The following is an 18,526-nucleotide window of genomic DNA, read 5'->3' on the forward strand; positions in this document are numbered from 1 at the left end:
TCGGACCGGATCGGTGGCACGAGCACCCATGCCGCTACCGACCGGTAACACTGACTTTAGACCTCGTTACTCGCCAGTAACCACCGTGGTGGCACTGTCGACTCCGTCACACCGTAGGTGCGGGCTCCTCCTTGCGCGTGCGCAGTGCTCGGACGGGGAGGAACAGGAGCAGTCCGATGGGGGCCGCCATGATCGTGACCAGCAGGATCGGCGCCATCACGAGCGGGTGGATGCCCAGCTCACGGCTCTGCCGGTACATCCACCGCCCGACGAACAGGTCGAAGGCGATGAAGTGCGCCCACCCGAGCGCCGTGCCGGCGGGCGTGCCCAGGTACTCGGCCAGCGGACCTAGTTCGGGTCGGCTGACGACGGACAGCAGCTTCGGGAGGTCCGGCGCGGCCAGCACGAGGTAGACCAGCGCGGGCGGCGCGGCGATCAGCGGGGAGGCGATGACCCGCTCGGTGACCCGCCACGCCGGCGCCAGGATCATCAGCGCCCAGAACGGCGCGGCGAGCGGGAACGTGATCGAGAACAGCGTTTCGGTCATGCCGCCACCGCCGTGGCGGTCGGGTCGGGGGTCGTGCGGGTCATGGTCGACTCCTCGTTCGGATAGTTCAACTCTCCACTAATGGAAAGGTAGACTATCCATTTTGGGGCGACCAGCGGGGAGGGATGTCCGTGCGCATCTCGGAACTGAGCACGAGCAGCGGCGTCCCCGTGCCGACGATCAAGTACTACCTGCGCGAGGGTCTGCTGCCCGCCGGGGAGTCGACCGGCCGCAACCAGGCCGTCTACGGCGAGGGGCACCTGCGCAGGCTCAGGCTCGTGCGCGCGCTCGTCGGGGTGGGAGGGCTGTCGATCGCCGTGGTCGGCGAGATCATCGCCGCCCTCGACGCCACCGTGGAGGTCACCCACCACGTGCTCGGCGTCGTGCAGCGCAGCATCGGGCCCGCCGCCCCGCCGGTCGTCGACCGGGACGCGGACGACGAGGTGGCCGCCTTCCTGGCCCGCCGCGGCTGGGAGCACATGGCGTGCGACCCGTCGGCGCTCGCGCTCGCGGGCGTGGTGGCGACGGCGAACAGGCTCGGCCACCGCCGGTTCGCCGACCTGCTCGACGGGTACGCCGACGCGACCGCGGCCATCGCCAAGCGGGACCTCGACTACCTGGTGCTGCACTCCGGGCCGGAGGAGGTCGTCGAGGACATGGTCGTCGCCACGGTGCTGGGCGACGCGGCGCTGAAGGCGCTGCGCAGGCTCGCCCAGCGCGACACCTCGGCCGGACTCCTCCGCGAGGAGTGAGGGCCGGCGCTCAGGCCGCACGGAACGAACGGGCGCCGCGCGCCCGCGCTCTGACGACGCGGAGCGGCACCCGGCCATGGGGTGCACGCCATCGGACGTTCTCGTGCCGCATTCCGACCTCGCAGTGCCGTGGTGGCCGACTATCGCCAAGTCAAACGGCACGGGACCGCTTCCACTACCCCTGACCTGGGCGTTGGGCCGGTCAGATCAGGGGTAGGGGTAGCGGGGTCACTCGGTAGGGGGTGGCGGTGGCGGCTGGAGGGCCGTCGAGAGCGCGTCGACGGTCAGATCGATCTGCCACCGCCGGGCGCCGCCGTCGAGCAGCGCCCGTTCCACCCCCGCTGGGGTGAGGTCCTCGGGCGGCTGCCAGCAGGTGCGGCGCACCAGGTCCGGCAGCAGCAGGTTCTCCACCGGGAGCGTGTTGGCCTCGGCGATGGCGGTCAGCGCCGCCCGCACCGCGGCCAGCCGCACGGCCGCCGCGGGATCCTTGTCGGACCAGCGGTTCGCCGGGGGAGGACCGTCGTGATGGGGAGAAGGCTCCGGCAACTCGGTGCGCGCAAGCGCGGCGGCGCGCTGCAAAGCGCCCAGCCACGTGCCCACCATGCGCCGTTGCGCTCGCCCGCGGAACACGGGCAACGCAAGAAGCGCCGCTTCGTCCGCGGGATTGCGGACGGCGGCGTCGACGAGAGCGGCATCGGGCAGCACTCGTCCGGGCGCGATGTCGCGTTCCCGTGCCACCGAGTCCCTGGTCTCCCACAACGCGCGCACCGCGGCCAGCTGCCGGGGGTTGCGGATGCGGTGGATCCCGGAGGTCCGGCGCCACGGTTCGGCACGAGGACGGCTCAGCGGAGCGTTGCGCGCCGCCTCGAACTCCTCGTGCGCCCATTCGAGCTTGCCCTGGCGTTTGAGCTCCTCTTCGAGCACGTCACGCAGCTCGACCAGGAGTTCCACGTCGAGCGCCGCGTAGTTCAGCCAGTCGGCTGGAAGGGGGCGGCGCGACCAGTCGGCCGCGCCGTGCCCCTTCTCCAGCCTGTAGCCGAGCAAGCGCTCGACAAGTGTGCCCAGAGCGACCCGTTCGAAACCGGCCAGCCTGCCCGCCAGTTCGGTGTCGAACAGGACGCTCGGATGGAGATCGAGTTCGGCGAGGCACGGGAGGTCTTGCGACGCCGCGTGCAGCACCCACTCGGTTCCTTCCAGCGCCTCGACCAGCGGATCGAGCCGACCGCCCAGGGCGATCGGATCGATCAGCACGGTTCCAGCGCCTTCCCGGCGCAGTTGCACCAGGTAGGCACGTTGCGAGTAGCGGTAGCCCGAGGCTCGCTCGGTGTCCACCGCGACCGGACCCTTCGCCCCGGCGAGAGCCGAAGCTGCTCGCCGGAGCGCTGACAGGTCGGACACCACTGGCGGAACCCCCTCTGCGGGTTCCGTCAGCGGTACCGGTTCTGCTCCGGTTGGTTCGGTTGGCTCGTCGGCGGGTACGTCCACGACGGATGACCCTATGACGAACGCCCCACTCGCGGGTGTGTTAGGCCGGTTCAGTGCTTCGACCAGCTCAGCGGATCACGCCGGCACGCATGGCCAGCGCCACCATCTGAGCCCGGTCACCGGTGCCCAGCTTGCGCCCGATCCGACTCAGGTGAGACTTCACCGTGAGTGCGGAAAGGCTGAGCGCTTCGCCGATCTCCTTGTTGCTCTGGCCATCGGCGACCAGCTGGAGGACCTCGACCTCACGCGCGGAAAGCTCCCGCGGCGTGTTGTCGGTGCCCGGAACCCTGGTGCCCGCAGCGAGCACCGGAGCCACACTCGGATCCGCGTAGACCCCGCCGTCGAGAACCCTGCGCACCCCGTCGGTGACCACCATGGGCGAAGCCGACTTCAGGAGGTACGCCTGAGCGCCCGCCTGGAAAGCCGACCGGACCGCATAGGGGTCGTCGGAGGATGCGAGGACCACGATTCGCGGCCAGCCCTGGGCACGGAGTTCCGTGACCAGGTCGATGCCGGTGCCATCCGGCAGGCCCAAGTCGAGGATCGCGAGGTCGCAAGGACCGGTTGCCAGAGCCCGCGCCCGAGCCTCTGCAACCGATACGGCCTCATGCACTGTCCCGGCTCCCATTTGGGTGAGCCGAGCCGATATCGCCTCCCTCAGCAGTGGGTGGTCGTCGACCACCAGCACTGAGAACAACTCTTCCCGCGGGTGCGGGACCATGTTCGCCGGCAACGAGCCGGCTGGCGTGGTACGAACGGCCTGACCTAAGCCGACGGCAGCCACGTCACTACCTCCCTGGAGTCGGTCGTGCCCCCCGACCGGCACCGGGACTTTCGGCCAATCAGCCGCGCCACTGATCGACCGAAAGTGGTGTCGTCTGGGGCAGCGTAGCCGCCCAAGAGGGTCTGCGGGACGATCAATCGGGTATCTATCCCTATCGAGTTGTGACTGGTGACCCCTTCTGTCACACGATCGGTTGACAACTGGATGGGGCCGTAACGCGAGTCTCACTCACAACGACATCTAGGAGTTCCCAGTGGCGAGCAGCACAAGCCGGGATCGTGCGCAGGTACTCCTCGGGCGGATCCAGCTCGCCGACGGGCACAACGACCTGCCTTGGGCGCTCCGCGACTTCTTCGAAACCGACGACAAGAGTGAAAAGTCAACGGGCGACGTGCGCGCCACGGCGGCCGGAGTGGACCTGTCGGTGCGTCAACCGACACTCCACACCGACCTGGTGCGGCTGCGCGAGGGCCGAGTGGGTCTTCAGTTCTGGTCCGTCTGGATCCCGTGCTCGCTCGCCGGTGACGCCGCGGTGACCACCGTGCTGGAGCAGGTCGACCTCGTCCACGAGCTGGCCGCCCGGTACCCCGACGACCTGGCGATCGCGACGACGGCGGCGGAGGCCGAGGCGGCTTTCGCGAGCGGTCGCGTCGCCTCGCTGCTGGGCGCCGAGGGCGGGCACAGCATCAACTCCTCCCTGGGTGTCCTGCGGGCGCTCAGGAGGCTCGGGGTGCGGTACATGACGCTCACGCACAACGAGAACACCCCCTGGGCGGACTCGGCCACCGACGAACCGGCGCACGGCGGGCTGACCGACTTCGGGCGCGAGGTCGTGCGCGAGATGAACCGGATCGGGATGCTGGTCGACCTGTCCCACGTGGCGCCGTCCACGATGCGCGACGCGCTGACCACCTCGTCCAAGCCGGTGATCTTCAGCCACTCCTCGTGCCGGGCCGTCGCCGACCACCCGCGCAACGTGCCGGACGACGTGCTGGGCGGGCTGGCGGGCAACGGCGGGGTCTGCATGGTCACGTTCGTCCCGGAATTCGTCTCGCGGCGCCACGCCGAGCGGGATGCGGCGCTCAGGGAGGCCATGGCCGCGGCGGGGGAGCGCCACAACGACTGGGAGGCCCGCAACCGGTTCACGGCCACCTGGACGGGCGGCGGACCCCTGCCGAGGGCGACGATCGGGGACGTGGTGGCGCACGTGGAGCACGCCCGCGAGGTGGCCGGGATCGACCACATCGGGCTGGGCGGCGACTACGACGGGGTGAAGGCGCTCCCCGAAGGCCTGGAGGACGTGTCCACCTATCCGAATCTGTTCGGGGAACTGCTCGACCGCAAGTGGAGCGAGGAGGACCTGGAGAAGTTGGCGGGGAGCAACATTCTCCGCGTGCTCCGCGACAACGACTGACCGGAATTCCGCCGGTGCAAATGCACGTGCATTAATACTGTGCGGATCGGTGCCGCGAACGGGTGGTTTCGACGGCGGTTTCCGGCGCGGATCGCCAATGCGCCGGAAACCGGACGGAGCGGGAACGGGCCCCGGAAACAGGCCGGGTGGCAGGCCCTAGTGCCCGGAGCGCTGGCCGAAGAGCGAGACGCCCACCGGGGGCAGGCCGACGGCGGTGGCCATCAGGTCGTAGAACGCGGTGCCGTGGGCGGCGAGCTCGGCGTCCTCGGCCGTCCACGAGGCCCGCAGTTCGAGGTCGTCGGTCCTGGCGGGGCCGGAGATGTCGCCGAACCTGGCCGACGAGGTCTGCGTGACCGTCCCGCCCAGCGCGATGAAGCGCGCGCCCGACACCTCGAGGGACTCGGCGAGCCACGACCAGCCGACCTCGGGCAGCAGCGGGTCCGCCGCCAGCTCCGGGTCCAGCTCGACCCGCACGTAGGCCACGAGCCGGAAGACGCCGTCCCAGGCGTCGACGCCCTCGGGGTCGTGCAGGAGGACGAGCCTGCCGGTGGACAGCTCGTCGGACGGGCCGGTCACCTCGGCCGTCATTGCGTACGCCCAGGGTGCGAGACGTTGCGGCGGGCGCACTTCGGTGATTTCCAGCTCTGGCCGGGTCCGCACCGACTTGAGCGTCGCCACCGCCCGCCGGAACAACTCGGGCTCCGCCGCGATTCCGGTCACGTCGCCGACTGTATGCCCAAATGCGCCGCCGCCGGCGGGCGGCACGCCGAGCGGAGGCACCGCGCCGAAGCGCTTTCCCCTCGCGTGGGACGATGAGCGGCGATGACGAACTCGCAACTCACCGAGGCTCCGCTGCTGGTCGCCGCGCGCGGCGGAACCCCTTCCCGCACCCCGGTCTGGTTCATGCGCCAGGCGGGCCGTTCGCTGCCGGAGTACCGCGAACTGCGCGCGGGCACCGCCATGCTCGACGCCTGCATGGACCCGGAGATGGTCCGCGAGATCACGATGCAGCCGGTGCGCAGGCACGACGTGGACGCGGCGATCCTGTTCAGCGACATCGTGGTGCCGCTGAAGGCCGCGGGCGTCGACCTGGACATCGTGCCGGGCACCGGACCCGTCGTCGCGCACCCGGTGCGCACGGCCGAGGACGTGGCCGCGCTGCCGGAGCTGCGCACCGAGCAGGTCCAGCCGGTGCTGGACGCGATCGGCCTGCTGCTCAAGGAACTCGGCGGCGTGCCGCTGATCGGGTTCGCGGGCGCGCCGTTCACGTTGGCGTCCTACCTCGTGGAGGGCGGCCCGAGCCGCAACCACGAGCGCACGAAGGCGCTCATGCACGGCGATCCCGAGCTGTGGCACAGGCTGCTGGGCCGGATCGCGGACCTGACCGCGACGTTCCTCCAGGCGCAGGTCGCGGCGGGCGTGTCGGCCGTGCAGCTGTTCGACTCGTGGGCGGGCGCGCTGTCCGAGCGCGACTACCGCGAGTTCGTGCTGCCGCACTCGACCCGCGTGCTGTCGTCGATCACGGGCGTGCCGCGCATCCACTTCGGCGTGGGCACGGGCGAGCTGCTGCCCGCGATGCGGGAGGCGGGCGCGGACGTCGTCGGCGTCGACTGGCGCATCCCGCTGGACGTGGCCGTGCGCAGGCTGCGCGAGGCCGCTCCGGAGCTGCCCGCGCCGGTCGTGCAGGGCAACCTGGACCCGGCGCTGCTGTTCGCGGGCGTGCCCGCGCTCAAGCGCGAGGTCGACCGGATCGTCGGCGAGGGCAAGACCGCGGCCGGGCACATCTTCAACCTCGGTCACGGCGTGCTGCCCGACACCGACCCGGAGATGATCACCAAGGCCGTCGAGCTGGTGCACGCCGCGAGATGAGGCCACTCCACGTCGCGGTCGTCGGGGGCGGTGTCTCCGGTCTGGCCGCGGCGCACCGCCTCCGTTGCCTGCTGGGCCCTTCGGCCCTGATCACCGTCATCGAGCAGGCCGACCGGCTGGGCGGCAAGCTGCGCACCGTCGAGCTGGCCGGGCACGCCTACGACATCGGCACCGAGGCCTTCCTGGTGCGCAGGCCGGAAGCGGCCGAGCTGATCCTCGAACTCGGCCTCGCGGGGTCCGTGGTGCACCCGACCGGCGCCGCGGCGAGCATCCGCGCGGGCGGCGAGGTGAGGTCGATCCCGACGCGCACCCTCCTGGGCGTGCCCGCGACGGCCGAGGCCGTGCGCCCGGTGCTGTCCACCGAGGGCTACCACCGCGTCCAGTCCGAGCCGTCGCTGCCGCCGATCCGCCTGGACGGCAAGGACGTCGCCGTCGGCACGCTGCTGCACGAGCGGTTCGGCCCCGAGGTCGGCGCCCGCCTGGTCGGTCCGCTGCTCGGCGGCGTGTACGCGGGCAACGTGAAGTCGCTCGGCCTGCGCGCCACGATGCCGCAGCTGGCCACCGCGCTGGACTCCGGCGTCGGGTCGCTGCTCGCGGCCGCCGCGGCCGCCATGCCCGCCCCGCCGCAGGCCCGCGCCAAGCGGCCCCCGGTGTTCGGCACGCTCTCCGGCGGCCTGTCCGCGCTGACCGACCGCCTCGCGGAGGCGTCCGCCGCCGAGATCCGCCTGGGCCTGCCGGTGCGCGCGCTGATCTGGCGCGACGTCGGCTGGCGGCTGGAGATCGGCTCGGCGTCCACGCCGGGGTACCTCGACGTCGACGGCATCGTGCTGGCCGTGCCCGCGCCGTCCGCGCGCAAGCTGCTCTCCGGGGTGGCCCCGGCCGCCGCGAAGCGGTACGCCGAGATCGACGTCGCCTCGATGGCCGTGGTCGCCATGGCGTTCCCGCCGGGCACCCCGCTGCCGGAGCGCTCCGGCGTGCTGCTCGCCGAGGGGGAGCGGTACGCCGACAGCACCCCGTTCACCGCCAAGGCCTTCACGTTCTCCAGCCGCAAGTGGGCGCACCTGGCCGACGGGCCGCTGCTGGTCCGCGGCTCGGTCGGCCGCTTCGGCCAGACCGCGCTGCTCCAGCGCTCGGACGCCGACCTGGTCAAGGTCGTGCGCGCGGACCTCGCCGAGCTGACCGGCATCACCGCCGCGCCGATCGACACCGCCGTCACCCGCTGGGGCGGCGGCCTGCCGCAGTACGGCGTCGGCCACCTCGACCTGGTGTCGGGCATCGAGCAGGCGGTGGCCGAACTGCCCGGTGTCGCGGTGGCGGGGGCGTCGCTGCACGGCGTCGGCGTGCCCGCGTGCATCGCGACGGCGGACTCGGCGGCCGCACGTGTCGCCGCCCACCTCCTCGGCCGCGTCCGGCGGTGAGAGGATGGGGGCCATGGCCCGCCTGAACTTCTCCGAGCTGAACGACACCATCCGCTACACCATGTGGTCGGTGTTCCGCGTCGAACCCGGTCGCCTCCCCGAGGACCGCGGCCCGTCCGCCACCGAGGCGCAGAACTACCTCGACTCCCTGGAGGGCAAGGGCGTCGTCGTGCGCGGCGTGTACGACGTGGCGGGCCTGCGGGCCGACGCGGACTACATGATCTGGTGGCACGCCGAGGAGATCGAACAGCTGCAAGCCGCCTACCAGGGTTTCCGCCGCACCGCCGTGGGCAGGGTGTCCGTGCCGGTGTGGAGCCAGGTCGCGCTGCACCGCCCCGCCGAGTTCAACCGCAGCCACATCCCCGCGTTCCTCGCGGGCGAGGAGGCGCGCAAGTACATCTGCGTGTACCCGTTCGTGCGCTCCTACGAGTGGTACCTGCTGCCCGAGGAGGACCGGCGCAAGATGCTGGCCGACCACGGCAAGGAGGCGCGGGACTACCCGGACGTCCGGGCGAACACGGTGTCCTCGTTCGCGCTCGGCGACTACGAGTGGATGCTGGCGTTCGAGGCGGACGAGCTGCACCGCATCGTCGACCTCATGCGGCACCTGCGCGGCACCGAGGCGCGGCTGCACGTGCGCGAGGAGATCCCGTTCTACACCGGCACCCGGGTCCCGGCGGCCGAGCTCGTCACCAACCTGCCCTGAACGCGGGAGGGCCCGTGGCGCGTTGGGCGCCACGGGCCCGCCACCGCTACTTCTTGGCGATCTTGTAAGCCCTGATCACCGTGTTCTCGGCCGTGTTCCCCCTGCTGTCGGTGGTCTTGGCGCGCAACGAGGCGAAGTCCGCCCCCGGTGCGTTGAGCACCAGCGCCGAGTCACCGATCACGGGCGCGTGCCGCCAGGTCTTGCCGTCGTCGAACGAGACGTCGACCGAGACCCTGCCAACCCGGCCGTTCGCCGCGCCGGGGTTCTGCTGCACGACCAGCGGCACCCGCAGGAGCCGCCCGGCGGGCGTGGAGTTCTCCTCGTCGAGCTTCGGCTGGAACCGGATCACCGACAGCGGCAGGTTCGTCAGCGCGTCCACGTGCGTCGAGCGGAACGTCCAAGCGCCGCTGACCTTCGTGCTCACGTCGGACACGCCCTTGGCGCGGGTCGCCTCGGTCTCCAGCCGGTAGGAGCCCGCCGCGGCGGGCACGGCGAACTGGCCGAACCCGTCGTAGGCCGTCTCTCCGACCTTCACGCCGTCGCGGAACAGGGTGGTCCTGGCGGTGTCGACCGCCGAGTAGCCCTCACCGCCCGTGCTGTCGCCGAAGAGCGGCACCGAGGCCCGGATGGTGTCGCCCGACCGGGCCAGCGCCTGGTCGTACCCGCCGATCGAGGGCCCGAAGACCGCGTAGCCGGGCTTGTTGTCGTACTGCTTGCCCGGCTTGAACGCCTTCGGCGGCGTGAGCTGCTCCGCCTCGGTGGTGTTCCCGAGTTCCTGGAGGTGGAAGGAACTCCACTTGACCCCTTCACCGGCGAGGTAGTCGACCCCGGTGGCCGTCGGGCTCATGGGGGCGAGCCACGACCACCCGCCGCCGCCGCGCGAGTCGACGGCGCTGAACCCCAGCAGGTGCTTCCTGCCCTCGGGGTTCGGGCCGACCGTCGTCCTGACCTCGGAGAGGTCCGCCTTGCCGAGGTCGCGGACGTGTCCGGTCGGCACCGTCCCCGCCCACGACCTGGTGTACCGGTAGTTGATCGGCAGGTCGCCCTGGGGCGTGCCCCGCCACTGGGAGCCGACCCGCGAGGCCAGTGCGTCCGCCGGGACGTCCGGGCCGAGCTGGGCGGAGTACATCGAGTCGCCGAAGCCGCCGAAGAACACCGTGCCGTACCCGAACCGGGTGTCCCCGTTCCACCTCGTCACGCTGAACTCGGCGAGGATGCCCTCGGCGTCGGGTTCGGGGATGGACACCTTCACCGGCTTGGCGAGCCGCGCGTTGACCTCGACGGTGGTGTCCCCGGTGATCGTCAGCTCCGGGTGGGTCAGGACGGCGTACTTGTCCCCGGTGATGACGGTGCTCGTCCCGAAGTAGCGGCCCTTGGGCACGCGGACGGTCGTGATGCCGTCGCCAGGGGAGAAGTAGAACGACTTCTCGACGTCCAGTCCCACGAGGACCGAGTAGGCGTCCGCGGCGGGCTTGCCGTCGGCGTCGACGTGGTTCACGGTCACCTGGTAGCTCTCGAGCTCGCGGACGATCCCGAGCGGGCTGCGCACCGAACCGGTCGCCGACGTGGCGACCAGCGCGCCGGTGTACGCGCCGTCGACCGTGCCGACCCTGGTGTCGCCGACGACGCTGACCTTCGCCTCGCCACCGGCGGGCACGGTCACCTTCGCCGGGCTCGCGGTGAGCAGACCCGCGGGCGCGGGCTTGCCGTCCGGCCCCCTGGCGTCCACGGCCACGTCGAGCACGACCGCCTCGGCGCCGGAGTTGCGGTAGGTGACCTCCTTGGTCACCGGCACGTCGTCGGCGTGCGGCCACTCCTGGAGGCCCAGGTTGATGTTCGAGGGCTCGGCGGTCACGGTCTGGGTGATCGCCTTGGCCACGTCGACCCGTCCCGCGCCCTGGTCGTACGCCGTCAGCGCCGGGTTGGGCTTGGCGGAGGCGACCAGCGCCGCCTTGATCCGCGAACCGGTCCAGTCCGGGTGCTGCTGCTTGATCAGCGCGGCGGACCCGGCGACGTGCGGGGTGGCCATCGACGTGCCCGACATCGACACGTAGCCGTCACCGGCGGGCGTGCCGATGCTGCCGGTGGAGGACTTCGCCGCCACGATGTCGACGCCCGGCGCGGTGATGTCGGGCTTGATCGCGCCGTCGCCGATCCGGGGGCCCCGGCTGGAGAACGGGGCGATGGCGTCATCGCGGTCGACGGCGCCGACGGTCAGCGCGGCGTCCGCGCTGCCGGGGGAGCCGATCGTCTCCGGCCCGCCGGAGTTGCCCGCGGCGATGACGAACAGCGTGCCGTACTGGGCGGAAAGCGTGTTCACGGCTTCTTCGAGCGGGTCGATCTCGGGGGTGTCACCGCCGCCGAGGCTGAGGTTCACGACGTCGGCGCCCTCCTGGGCCGCCCACGCCATCCCGTCGAGGATCCAGGACTCCGCGCAGCCGCCGGACACGCAGACCTTGCCGTCCATGATCTTCGCGTCCGGTGCCACCCCGCGGTACTTCGCGCCGGAGCTGGCGATCGTGGACGCGACGTGCGTGCCGTGGCCGACCAGGTCCAGGTTGTCCGGGTCCGTGGTGAAGTTCTTCTCCACCAGTTCGCGGCCCACGAGGTCCGGGTGCGTGGCGTCGACGCCGGTGTCGAGCACCGCGACCTTCACGCCGGTGCCGGTGTACCCGGCCTTCCAGGCTTCCGGGGCACCGATCTGCGGCACGCTGCGGTCCAGGCTGAGCTGCCGCAGGCCGTCCAGCCGGATCTTCGTGTAAGCGCTGTCCGCGAGGAGCGCGCGCCACGTGTCCGCGGCCTGCGCCTTGGCCGTGCGCGCCGCGAACGACCGCACGGTGGGCAGGTCGCCGGTGACCGTCGTGCCCACGAGGGCGCCCGCAGCCCGCGGGTCCTCGCCGGTGGTGAGGATCAGCGGCACCGAGTCGCGGTGCGCGTCGTCGTAGCGCGAGGCGATCAGTTCGGTGACGTCGAACAGCCGCCGGTCCAGCCTGCCGGACGCCACGTCGCGCCGGGCGTCGGCGGGCACGACGAACAGGTGCCCGTGCTCGGTGGACGTGGAGAAGACAACGTTGTCCCGACCCGCGCCGGGGACGATCGAGCCCGCCCCGGTGCCGTCGAGCACGACGCGGTCACCCGTGATGAGCGTGACGGAACCGGTGTCGCCCGATGTCGTGGAAACCGTCGGGGACCCTTGGGCCTCCGACACTCCCGTGGACCCGACCACGAGTCCGAACGCGAGCGCGGCGACTCCCAGTAGAGCGCCGTGTCGTCGAGTTGATCGCAACAGCCACCTCCCGATTCGGTGGAGCGCGTGCAGGGGTGCACAGCCCCGGGGAGCGTCGGTCGACCGGTGGGGGGCGGTGCACCGGTCGTGACGAAAGTCCCAGGGCGCTCCGAACATATCGATGTCGAAGAGCCGTGACGCCGTCCCGTCGTGGGAGGGCGAATGTGTGTCACGGGCCCGTCGCGGCGCAACCCGCGAATCTCCCGCTCGGACACCGGTGCCCGTTCGTCGGACACCGGTTGCCGGGCCCGTGGCGACGACGCGCCACGGGCCCGGCCCGGCTACCTGCCTGCGATCTTGTAGGCCCGGATCACCGTGTTCTCGGCCGTGTTCCCCTTGCTGTCGGTCGTCTTCGCGCGCAACGACGCGAAACCGCCCGCGGGACCGTTGAACACCAGCGCCGAGTCACCGACGACGGGCGCGTGCCGCCAGGTCTTGCCGTCGTCGAACGAGACGTCGACGGAGACCCGGCCGACCCGGCCGTTGTCGGCGCCGGGGTTCTGCTGGACGACCAGCGGCACCCGCAAGAGCCGCCCGGCGGGCGTGGAGTTCGCCGCGTCGAGCTTCGGCTGGAACCGGACCAGCGTCAGCGGCAGGGGTTCCAGCGCCTCAGCGCCCGCGTGCGCGGAGCGGAACGTCCAAGCGCCGCTGACCTTCGTGCTCACGTCGGACACGCCCTTGGCGCGGGTCGCCTCGGTCTCCAGCCGGTAGGAGCCCGCGGCGGCGGGCACGGGGAACTGCCCGTACGCGTCGCTGTCGGTCTCGCCGACCTTCGTGCCCTCGCGGAACAGCGTGGTGCGGGCGGAGTCGAACGCCGAGTAGCCGGGGTTCCCCGCGCCGTCGCCGAAGAGGGCCACGTTGACGTAGATCGTGTCCTCCGCCCTGGCGAGGTGGTACCCGTTCGTCTGCTGGGCGGGCCCGAACACGGCCGTGTTGATCGTCCCCGAGTAGCGCTTCCCGGCCTGGTAGCTCCGGGGGTCGCCGTTCAGCAGGGTGTCGAACGGCGCGGCCGGGTCGGGCGACTGGTACGCCCGGTACGACGACCGCCACCGGACGCCGTCGCCCGCCAGGTTGTCGATCACCTCGCCGGGTGCGGCGGTCTGCTTGAGCCACCCGCCGCCACCGCCGATGGGATCGACCGCCCCGAGGCCGAACCAGGTGTCCCGGCCCTCAGCGCTGGGCCCGATCCGGGTCTTCACCTCGGCGAAGTCCCGCTTGGCGAGCGCGGCGGTGTACCCGGTGGGCGCCTTGCCGCTGAACAGCTTGCCGGTGCGGTGGTTGACGGGCGTGGTGCCCATCGGCGTCCCGGTCCAGTGCGTGCTGATCAGCGAGGAGAACTCGTCCGCACCGACCGCCGGGCCGATGTTGCCGATCGAGACCCTGCCGTCGAAGCCGCCGAGGAAGCCCGTGAAGCCGACCAGACCGCTCTTGCCCTGCATGCGCACTTCGCCGATCTCGGCGAAGTCGGCCGTTGCCCCCTGATCCGGTACCGAGACGGAGATCGGTTTCGCCAGCCGCGCGTCGAGTTCGACGGTGGCCTCCCGCGTCACGGTGAAGCCGGGGTAGGGCAGCACGGCGGAGAGCTCCCCGGTCCTGATGGTCGTCGAGGCGTAGTAGTTCCCCTTGGGAAGCCGGAGTTCGACGCTGCCGTCCTCGTCGTAGGGGAAGTAGACGCCGCCGTTGTCGAAGCCGATCAGCAACGTCGAGTAGGTCGACGAGGGCGCGCCGTCCTGGCCGGTGTAGTTCAGCGTGACCTGGTAGCTCTCGACTTCGCGCACGACGCCGACCGGGGTGCGCACCACGGTCGTGCCGGAGGTGGCGACGATCGAGCCGCTGTAACCGCCGTCCAGCGTGCCGATCCTGGTGTCGCCGGTGACGGAGACCTTCGCCGCGCCGCCCGCGGGGACGGTGACGATCGTGGGGTCCACGGTGAAGAGGCCCGCGGGTGCGGGTTTTCCGTCGGGGCCCTTGACGTCGAGCGCCAGGTCCAGGGTCACGGACTCGGTGCCGGAATTGCGGTAGGTGGCTTCCTCGGTGACCGCCACGTCGTCGTCGTGCGGCCACTGCTGGAGCCCCAGCCCGACGCTGACCGGGTCGGTGGTCACCGTCTGGCCGATGGCCCTGGTGAGGTCCACCCGCCCGGCGCCCTGGTCGTAGGCGGTCAGCGCGGGGTTGGGCTTGGCCGAGGCGACGAGCGCCGCCTTGACCTGCGCGCCGGTCCAGTCCGGGTGCTGCTGCTTGATCAGCGCCGCCGAGCCCGCCACGTGCGGGGTGGCCATCGACGTGCCCGACATCGACACGTAGCCGTCGCCCGCCGGGGTGCCGATGCTGCCGGTGGAGGACTTCGCCGCGACGATGTCCACGCCGGGCGCGGTGATGTCCGGCTTGACCGCGCCGTCACCGGTCCGCGGGCCGCGGCTGGAGAACGGGGCGATGTCGTCGTCGCGGTCGACGGCGCCGACGGTCAGCGCGGCGTCCGCGCTGCCGGGGGAGCCGACGGTCTCCGCGGCCCCGGAGTTGCCCGCGGCGATCACGAACAGCGTGCCGTACTGGGCGGAAAGCGTGTTCACGGCCTCTTCGAGCGGGTCGATGTCGGGGCTGTCGCCGCCGCCCAGGCTCAGGTTCACCACGTCGGCGTCCTGCTCGGCGGCCCACACCATCCCGTTGAGGATCCAGGACTCCGCGCAGCCGTAGGTCACGCAGACCTTGCCGTCGAGGATCTTCGCGTCGGGCGCCACCCCGCGGTACTTGGTCCCCTTGCTCGCGATGGTCGACGCGACGTGCGTGCCGTGGCCGACCAGGTCGGTGTTGTCGGGGTCCTCGGTGAAGTTGCGCTCCACCAGTTCCTGCCCGACGAGGTCCGGGTGCGCGGCGTCGACGCCGGTGTCCAGCACGGCGACCTTCACGCCGGTGCCGGTGTACCCGGCCTGCCATGCCACGGGCGCGCCGATCTGCGGCACGCTGCGGTCGAGACTGGGCTGCCGCAAGCCGTCCAGCCGGATCTTGCGGTAGTCGTCCGGTGCCGCGGCAAGCGCTTGCCACGTCGTCGTCGCGGTGGCCTTCGCCGTGGTCGCCGCGAACGACCCCACGACCGGGAGGTCCGCGGTCCGGGTCATCCCGGTGACGGCCGCGGCCGCGCTCCGGCCGGGCGCGGGCGTGACGAGCAGCGGCAGGCTGTCGCGGTGCGAGTCGTCGTAGCGCGACTCGATCAGCCCGGTCACGTCGAACAGCCTGCGGTCGAGCTTGCCCGAGGCCAGCAGCGGCCCGACGTCGCTCGGCAGCACGTACCGGTGGCCGTCCGCGGTGTAGGTGGAGAAGACCAGCTCCTCGCGGCCGGGACCGGGGACGATCGAGCCCGTCCCCTCGCCGGTCACCACCCGGTCGCCGGTGATCAGGGTGACGGAACCGACGTCACGGGTGTCGAAGTGGCGGGATCCGGACGGAGCGGCCGTAGCCACCTGCGTGGCCCCGACGACCAGCCCCAATGCGAGCACGGAAGCGCTTAAGCGCCTGCCGTGCCGTCGTGTCGATAGCAACTGCTACCTCCCCCTCCAGGGACGCGCACCCGCCCGGATGCGCTGCTGGAAGGCGCCGGACCAACGGCGGCAGCGGTGTACCGAAAGTGACGAAATCCCCCCAGCGCTCCCGAACCTAGCGACCCCGCCGGTGCTCGGACTACTCCCAATGGCCCAAGTTCCAGGATGCGAACCCCTGTCTTTCCCGGCCTCAGGTCCGCTCGGTGACGACCCCCGCCGCGGACACCACCAGGCCGGTCTGCGGCCCCTGGCCGCCGCATTCCACCCCGTTGGGGTAGGCCGGTTTCGGCGTCGCGGTGAGCACCTCGTCGACCAGCACCGCGCCGTTCGCGTCCATCAGCCGCAGGGTGACCGCCACCGGTCCGGTCGGCAGGTCGGGGACGTCGGCGAAGCCGTAACGCCCGCCGGTCGGCACCATCGACACCGCGCACGAGTCGTCGGGGGCGGTGCCGGTGCACGTCTGCGGGCCAGCCGCCGACGACGGACGCAGCTCCACGGCGGGATCGACGCACCTGCCGTCCCAGCAGACCTCCATCGTCGCGGTCCGCGCCGCGGGCATCGCCACGTCCAGCCCGATGCCCACCGACGTGCCGATCAGCGTGCAGCCGCCCTCGGGTTCCGCCCCGCACGCGCCCAGCACCAGCAGGCAGCCCAGCACAACGACGATCCTCATGACCACCAGACGGAGGTGGGGCCCTTCAGGTTGCGTCCCGCCGCCACCAGCGCTTCGGCTTCGCCGAAGGGAGTTCGCCGCGTTCCCGCGCCCACGCCGCGAAGTCCGCCGCGTCCTCCCGCGCCCGGCTGCCGGTCCTGCGGGGATGCGCGCGGGCGTACTCGTCGAACAGCGGCCGGAAGCGGTCGGCCAGCACGTCGGTGACCTCGGGGCCGAGCATCGCCACGATGCCGCGCCGCTTGGCCAGCAACGAGTTCGCCTCCACCCGCAGCAGGCGCTGGTCGAACCCGGCGGGGGAGGGGCCGCCCGCGAGCAGCGCCGTCAGCAGCTCCGCCTGCGCCAGCGCGAGCCGCTCCCGCTGGTCCCCGGTCACGCGTGCCTCGCCAGCACTCCGCGGATCGCCGCGAGCTCGTCGGCCAGCTCGGTGTCCGACGGGTAGTTGTCGTCGCGCTCCAGCAGCACACCCGGAGGGTCCACTCTGGACCGCAGCTCGCCCAGCAGCTCCAACACCTCCGGCCGCACCGCGTGGGCGTGCGTGTCGTGGTAGACGCCGTTGTGCTCCACCCCGCCCGCCACGTGCACGTAGGCCAGGCGCTCCAACGGGATCTCGTCGAGGAACCGGTTCGGGTCGGTGCCCAGGTTCAGCGCGTTCGCGTGCAGGTTGGCCACGTCGATCAGCAGGTGGCAGTCCGTGCGCTCCACCAGCTCCGCGAGGAACCGGCCTTCGGTCAGTTCGCCGTCGGGCCACTCCAGCAGGGCGGCGATGTTCTCCAGCGCCAGCGGCACGGGCAGGTTCGCCTGCGCCGTCTTCACGTTGGCCACCAGCACGTCCAGCGCGTCGCGCGTGCGCGGCACCGGCATCAGGTGGCCCGAGTCGAGCCCGCCCGCGCGGACGAAGCACACGTGGTCGCTCACCAGCGGCGCCCCCAGCGCCTCGGCGACCGAGCCCAGGTGCTCGACGCGGCGCAGGTCCACCGGGTCCGCGCTGCCCAGCGACAGCGACACCGCGTGCGGCAGCACCGGGACACCCCGTTGGCGCAGCAGCAGGATCGACTCCGGCAGGTGCTCCACGTGCAGGTTCTCCGCCACGACCTCGACGAAGTCGACACCGGGCAGCCGTTCCACGGTCAGGTCGATCTCCGGGCGCCAGCCGATGCCGACGCCGAGCCTGTCGAGCACGCCCATCAGTCCCCGCCTCCTCCGCCGCACGACGACCCGCAGGACGAACCGCTGCTGCACGACGACCCGCTGTCGCCGCTGCTCGACCCGCAACTGCCGCCGCTGCTCCCGCACCCGCTGTTGTCCGCCCCGCACCCGCCACCGGAGCAGCTGGAACAACTGGAGCAGCTGCTCGCGTACATCGTGCCGCCGTCGTTCGTCCTCGGGCGCTTGCCCTTGCGCAGCGTCGCACCCGCGCTCGGCGCGATGCCCAGCATCTCCCACACGTGGTACTGCCGCGGGAACTGGCCGATCCGGCCCAGCAGACCCATCTGCGCCACCATGCCCACCCGGTCGCCGGGCGCCACCGCGACCCGGCGGGCCTCACGCCGTCCGGCGCGCCGCACCGGACGCCGCAGCCTGCGCGCGAACCAGCGGATCAGCAGCGCCAAGACGAGCAGGCCGATCGCGATCCCGATGTGCAGGTGGAACAGGCCGACGGACGCGAAGCCGGCCAAGGCCACCACCAGACCGAGCACCTGGATCCTCGACATCGCCTTGCGGCGCGAGTCCGACACGACCAGACCGCGTTCGACCAGGTGCAGCCGCAACGACGAGGCCGCCTCGCTGGTGGCCGTGGACTTGACCAGGTCGCCCAGCATCCGGCCGGTGCGGGCCGCGCCCAGCACGTACGCCTCCAGCGGGGTGCCCGCGCCCGCGGCGCCCGAGGCCACCGCGCTCACCACGCCCTCGCGGGAGATCCGCAGCAGCCCGCCTTCGAGGAGGCGGACGACCGCCACCTCCGCCGCGCGCCCCGGCCCGCCCGACAGGTAACCGAACTCCTCGGCCGAAATGCCTGGTCTACCCGATGTCCTCGTCCCGGAAGTCATGCCCGCCG

The 18,526-nt window shown here is 71.9% G+C and carries 15 protein-coding genes; 5 read left to right on the top strand and 10 right to left on the bottom strand.

Translation table 11 applies throughout. The annotated features are described in order from the left end of the window. Positions 1–106: 106 nt before the first annotated feature. Positions 107–547 (bottom strand): ABA4-like family protein, encoded by a 441-nt coding sequence (locus RM788_RS37160; RefSeq protein WP_315923971.1) that lies wholly within the window; start codon positions 545–547, stop codon positions 107–109. Between the two features lie 131 nt (positions 548–678). Between RM788_RS37160 and RM788_RS37165 the strand changes: the two genes are divergently transcribed. Next, positions 679–1,299: a MerR family transcriptional regulator gene (locus tag RM788_RS37165; RefSeq protein WP_315923973.1), complete on the top strand. Its 621-nt coding sequence runs from the start codon at positions 679–681 to the stop codon at positions 1,297–1,299. 228 nt (positions 1,300–1,527) lie between these two features. Here RM788_RS37165 and RM788_RS37170 read toward each other — a convergent pair whose 3' ends face one another. Continuing rightward, on the bottom strand, positions 1,528–2,784 hold the full coding sequence (locus RM788_RS37170) for an HRDC domain-containing protein (RefSeq protein ID WP_315923975.1): 1,257 nt from the start codon (positions 2,782–2,784) through the stop codon (positions 1,528–1,530). A gap of 67 nt (positions 2,785–2,851) precedes the next feature. Next, positions 2,852–3,505, bottom strand: coding sequence for a response regulator (locus RM788_RS37175; RefSeq protein ID WP_315934853.1), 654 nt, complete (start codon positions 3,503–3,505; stop codon positions 2,852–2,854). Between the two features lie 316 nt (positions 3,506–3,821). On the opposite strand from RM788_RS37175, the gene RM788_RS37180 reads away from it, so the two are divergent. After that, the gene (locus RM788_RS37180; RefSeq protein ID WP_315923977.1) at positions 3,822–4,982 is read left to right on the top strand and encodes a dipeptidase; all 1,161 of its coding nucleotides are present in this window, start codon (positions 3,822–3,824) and stop codon (positions 4,980–4,982) included. Positions 4,983–5,138: 156 nt separating this feature from the next. Here the strand turns inward: RM788_RS37180 and RM788_RS37185 are convergent, their stop codons facing one another. Continuing rightward, positions 5,139–5,702 (bottom strand): DUF3000 domain-containing protein, encoded by a 564-nt coding sequence (locus RM788_RS37185; RefSeq protein ID WP_315923979.1) that lies wholly within the window; start codon positions 5,700–5,702, stop codon positions 5,139–5,141. A gap of 102 nt (positions 5,703–5,804) precedes the next feature. On the opposite strand from RM788_RS37185, the gene hemE reads away from it, so the two are divergent. The 3 genes from hemE to hemQ are packed head-to-tail and all read left to right on the top strand — an operon-like array spanning position 5,805 to position 8,975. Further along, entirely contained in the window at positions 5,805–6,851 is a 1,047-nt protein-coding gene (gene hemE / locus RM788_RS37190; RefSeq protein WP_315923981.1) for a uroporphyrinogen decarboxylase, read from the top strand. After that, positions 6,848–8,269, top strand: a complete 1,422-nt coding sequence (gene hemG, locus RM788_RS37195) for a protoporphyrinogen oxidase (protein ID WP_315923983.1) — start codon at positions 6,848–6,850, stop codon at positions 8,267–8,269. Before hemE ends, hemG begins: the two co-directional genes overlap by 4 nt. Before the next feature lie 13 nt (positions 8,270–8,282). Beyond that, the gene (gene hemQ / locus RM788_RS37200; RefSeq protein WP_315923985.1) at positions 8,283–8,975 is read left to right on the top strand and encodes a hydrogen peroxide-dependent heme synthase; all 693 of its coding nucleotides are present in this window, start codon (positions 8,283–8,285) and stop codon (positions 8,973–8,975) included. A gap of 46 nt (positions 8,976–9,021) precedes the next feature. On the opposite strand, the gene RM788_RS37205 is transcribed toward hemQ, so the two are convergent. The 6 genes from RM788_RS37205 to RM788_RS37230 all read right to left on the bottom strand — a co-directional run bounded on the left by RM788_RS37205 (position 9,022) and on the right by RM788_RS37230 (position 18,518). Further along, entirely contained in the window at positions 9,022–12,261 is a 3,240-nt protein-coding gene (locus RM788_RS37205; protein WP_315923987.1) for a S8 family serine peptidase, read from the bottom strand. Between the two features lie 281 nt (positions 12,262–12,542). Next, positions 12,543–15,755 (bottom strand): S8 family serine peptidase, encoded by a 3,213-nt coding sequence (locus tag RM788_RS37210; protein ID WP_315923989.1) that lies wholly within the window; start codon positions 15,753–15,755, stop codon positions 12,543–12,545. 232 nt (positions 15,756–15,987) lie between these two features. Then, complete coding sequence (locus tag RM788_RS37215) at positions 15,988–16,470, bottom strand: hypothetical protein (protein WP_315923991.1); 483 nt, start codon at positions 16,468–16,470, stop codon at positions 15,988–15,990. Between the two features lie 25 nt (positions 16,471–16,495). Then, positions 16,496–16,843 (bottom strand): SCO6045 C-terminal-like domain-containing protein, encoded by a 348-nt coding sequence (locus RM788_RS37220; RefSeq protein WP_315923993.1) that lies wholly within the window; start codon positions 16,841–16,843, stop codon positions 16,496–16,498. Continuing rightward, positions 16,840–17,655: an MbnB/TglH/ChrH family RiPP precursor modification enzyme gene (locus RM788_RS37225; RefSeq protein WP_315934854.1), complete on the bottom strand. Its 816-nt coding sequence runs from the start codon at positions 17,653–17,655 to the stop codon at positions 16,840–16,842. The genes RM788_RS37220 and RM788_RS37225 overlap by 4 nt, the downstream gene beginning before the upstream one ends. Further along, positions 17,655–18,518 carry a TIGR04222 domain-containing membrane protein gene (locus tag RM788_RS37230; protein ID WP_315923995.1) on the bottom strand — a complete coding sequence of 288 codons (864 nt, stop codon included), beginning with the start codon at positions 18,516–18,518 and terminating at the stop codon, positions 17,655–17,657. The genes RM788_RS37225 and RM788_RS37230 overlap by 1 nt, the downstream gene beginning before the upstream one ends. Between the last annotated feature and the right edge of the window lie 8 nt (positions 18,519–18,526).

Origin of the sequence: Umezawaea sp. Da 62-37, from assembly GCF_032460545.1 — a bacterium.
Lineage (GTDB): Bacteria > Actinomycetota > Actinomycetes > Mycobacteriales > Pseudonocardiaceae > Umezawaea.

What these genes read in the sequence shown, in the direction of transcription:
- RM788_RS37160 (WP_315923971.1), bottom strand. Translation starts at nt 547, where the DNA reads ATGACCGAAACGCTGTTCTCGATCACGTTCCCGCTCGCCGCGCCGTTC.
- RM788_RS37175 (WP_315934853.1), bottom strand. Translation starts at nt 3,505, where the DNA reads ATGGTCCCGCACCCGCGGGAAGAGTTGTTCTCAGTGCTGGTGGTCGAC.
- hemE (WP_315923981.1), top strand. Translation starts at nt 5,805, where the DNA reads ATGACGAACTCGCAACTCACCGAGGCTCCGCTGCTGGTCGCCGCGCGC.
- hemG (WP_315923983.1), top strand. Translation starts at nt 6,848, where the DNA reads ATGAGGCCACTCCACGTCGCGGTCGTCGGGGGCGGTGTCTCCGGTCTG.
- hemQ (WP_315923985.1), top strand. Translation starts at nt 8,283, where the DNA reads ATGGCCCGCCTGAACTTCTCCGAGCTGAACGACACCATCCGCTACACC.
- RM788_RS37215 (WP_315923991.1), bottom strand. Translation starts at nt 16,470, where the DNA reads ATGAGGATCGTCGTTGTGCTGGGCTGCCTGCTGGTGCTGGGCGCGTGC.
- RM788_RS37225 (WP_315934854.1), bottom strand. Translation starts at nt 17,655, where the DNA reads ATGGGCGTGCTCGACAGGCTCGGCGTCGGCATCGGCTGGCGCCCGGAG.
- RM788_RS37230 (WP_315923995.1), bottom strand. Translation starts at nt 18,518, where the DNA reads ATGACTTCCGGGACGAGGACATCGGGTAGACCAGGCATTTCGGCCGAG.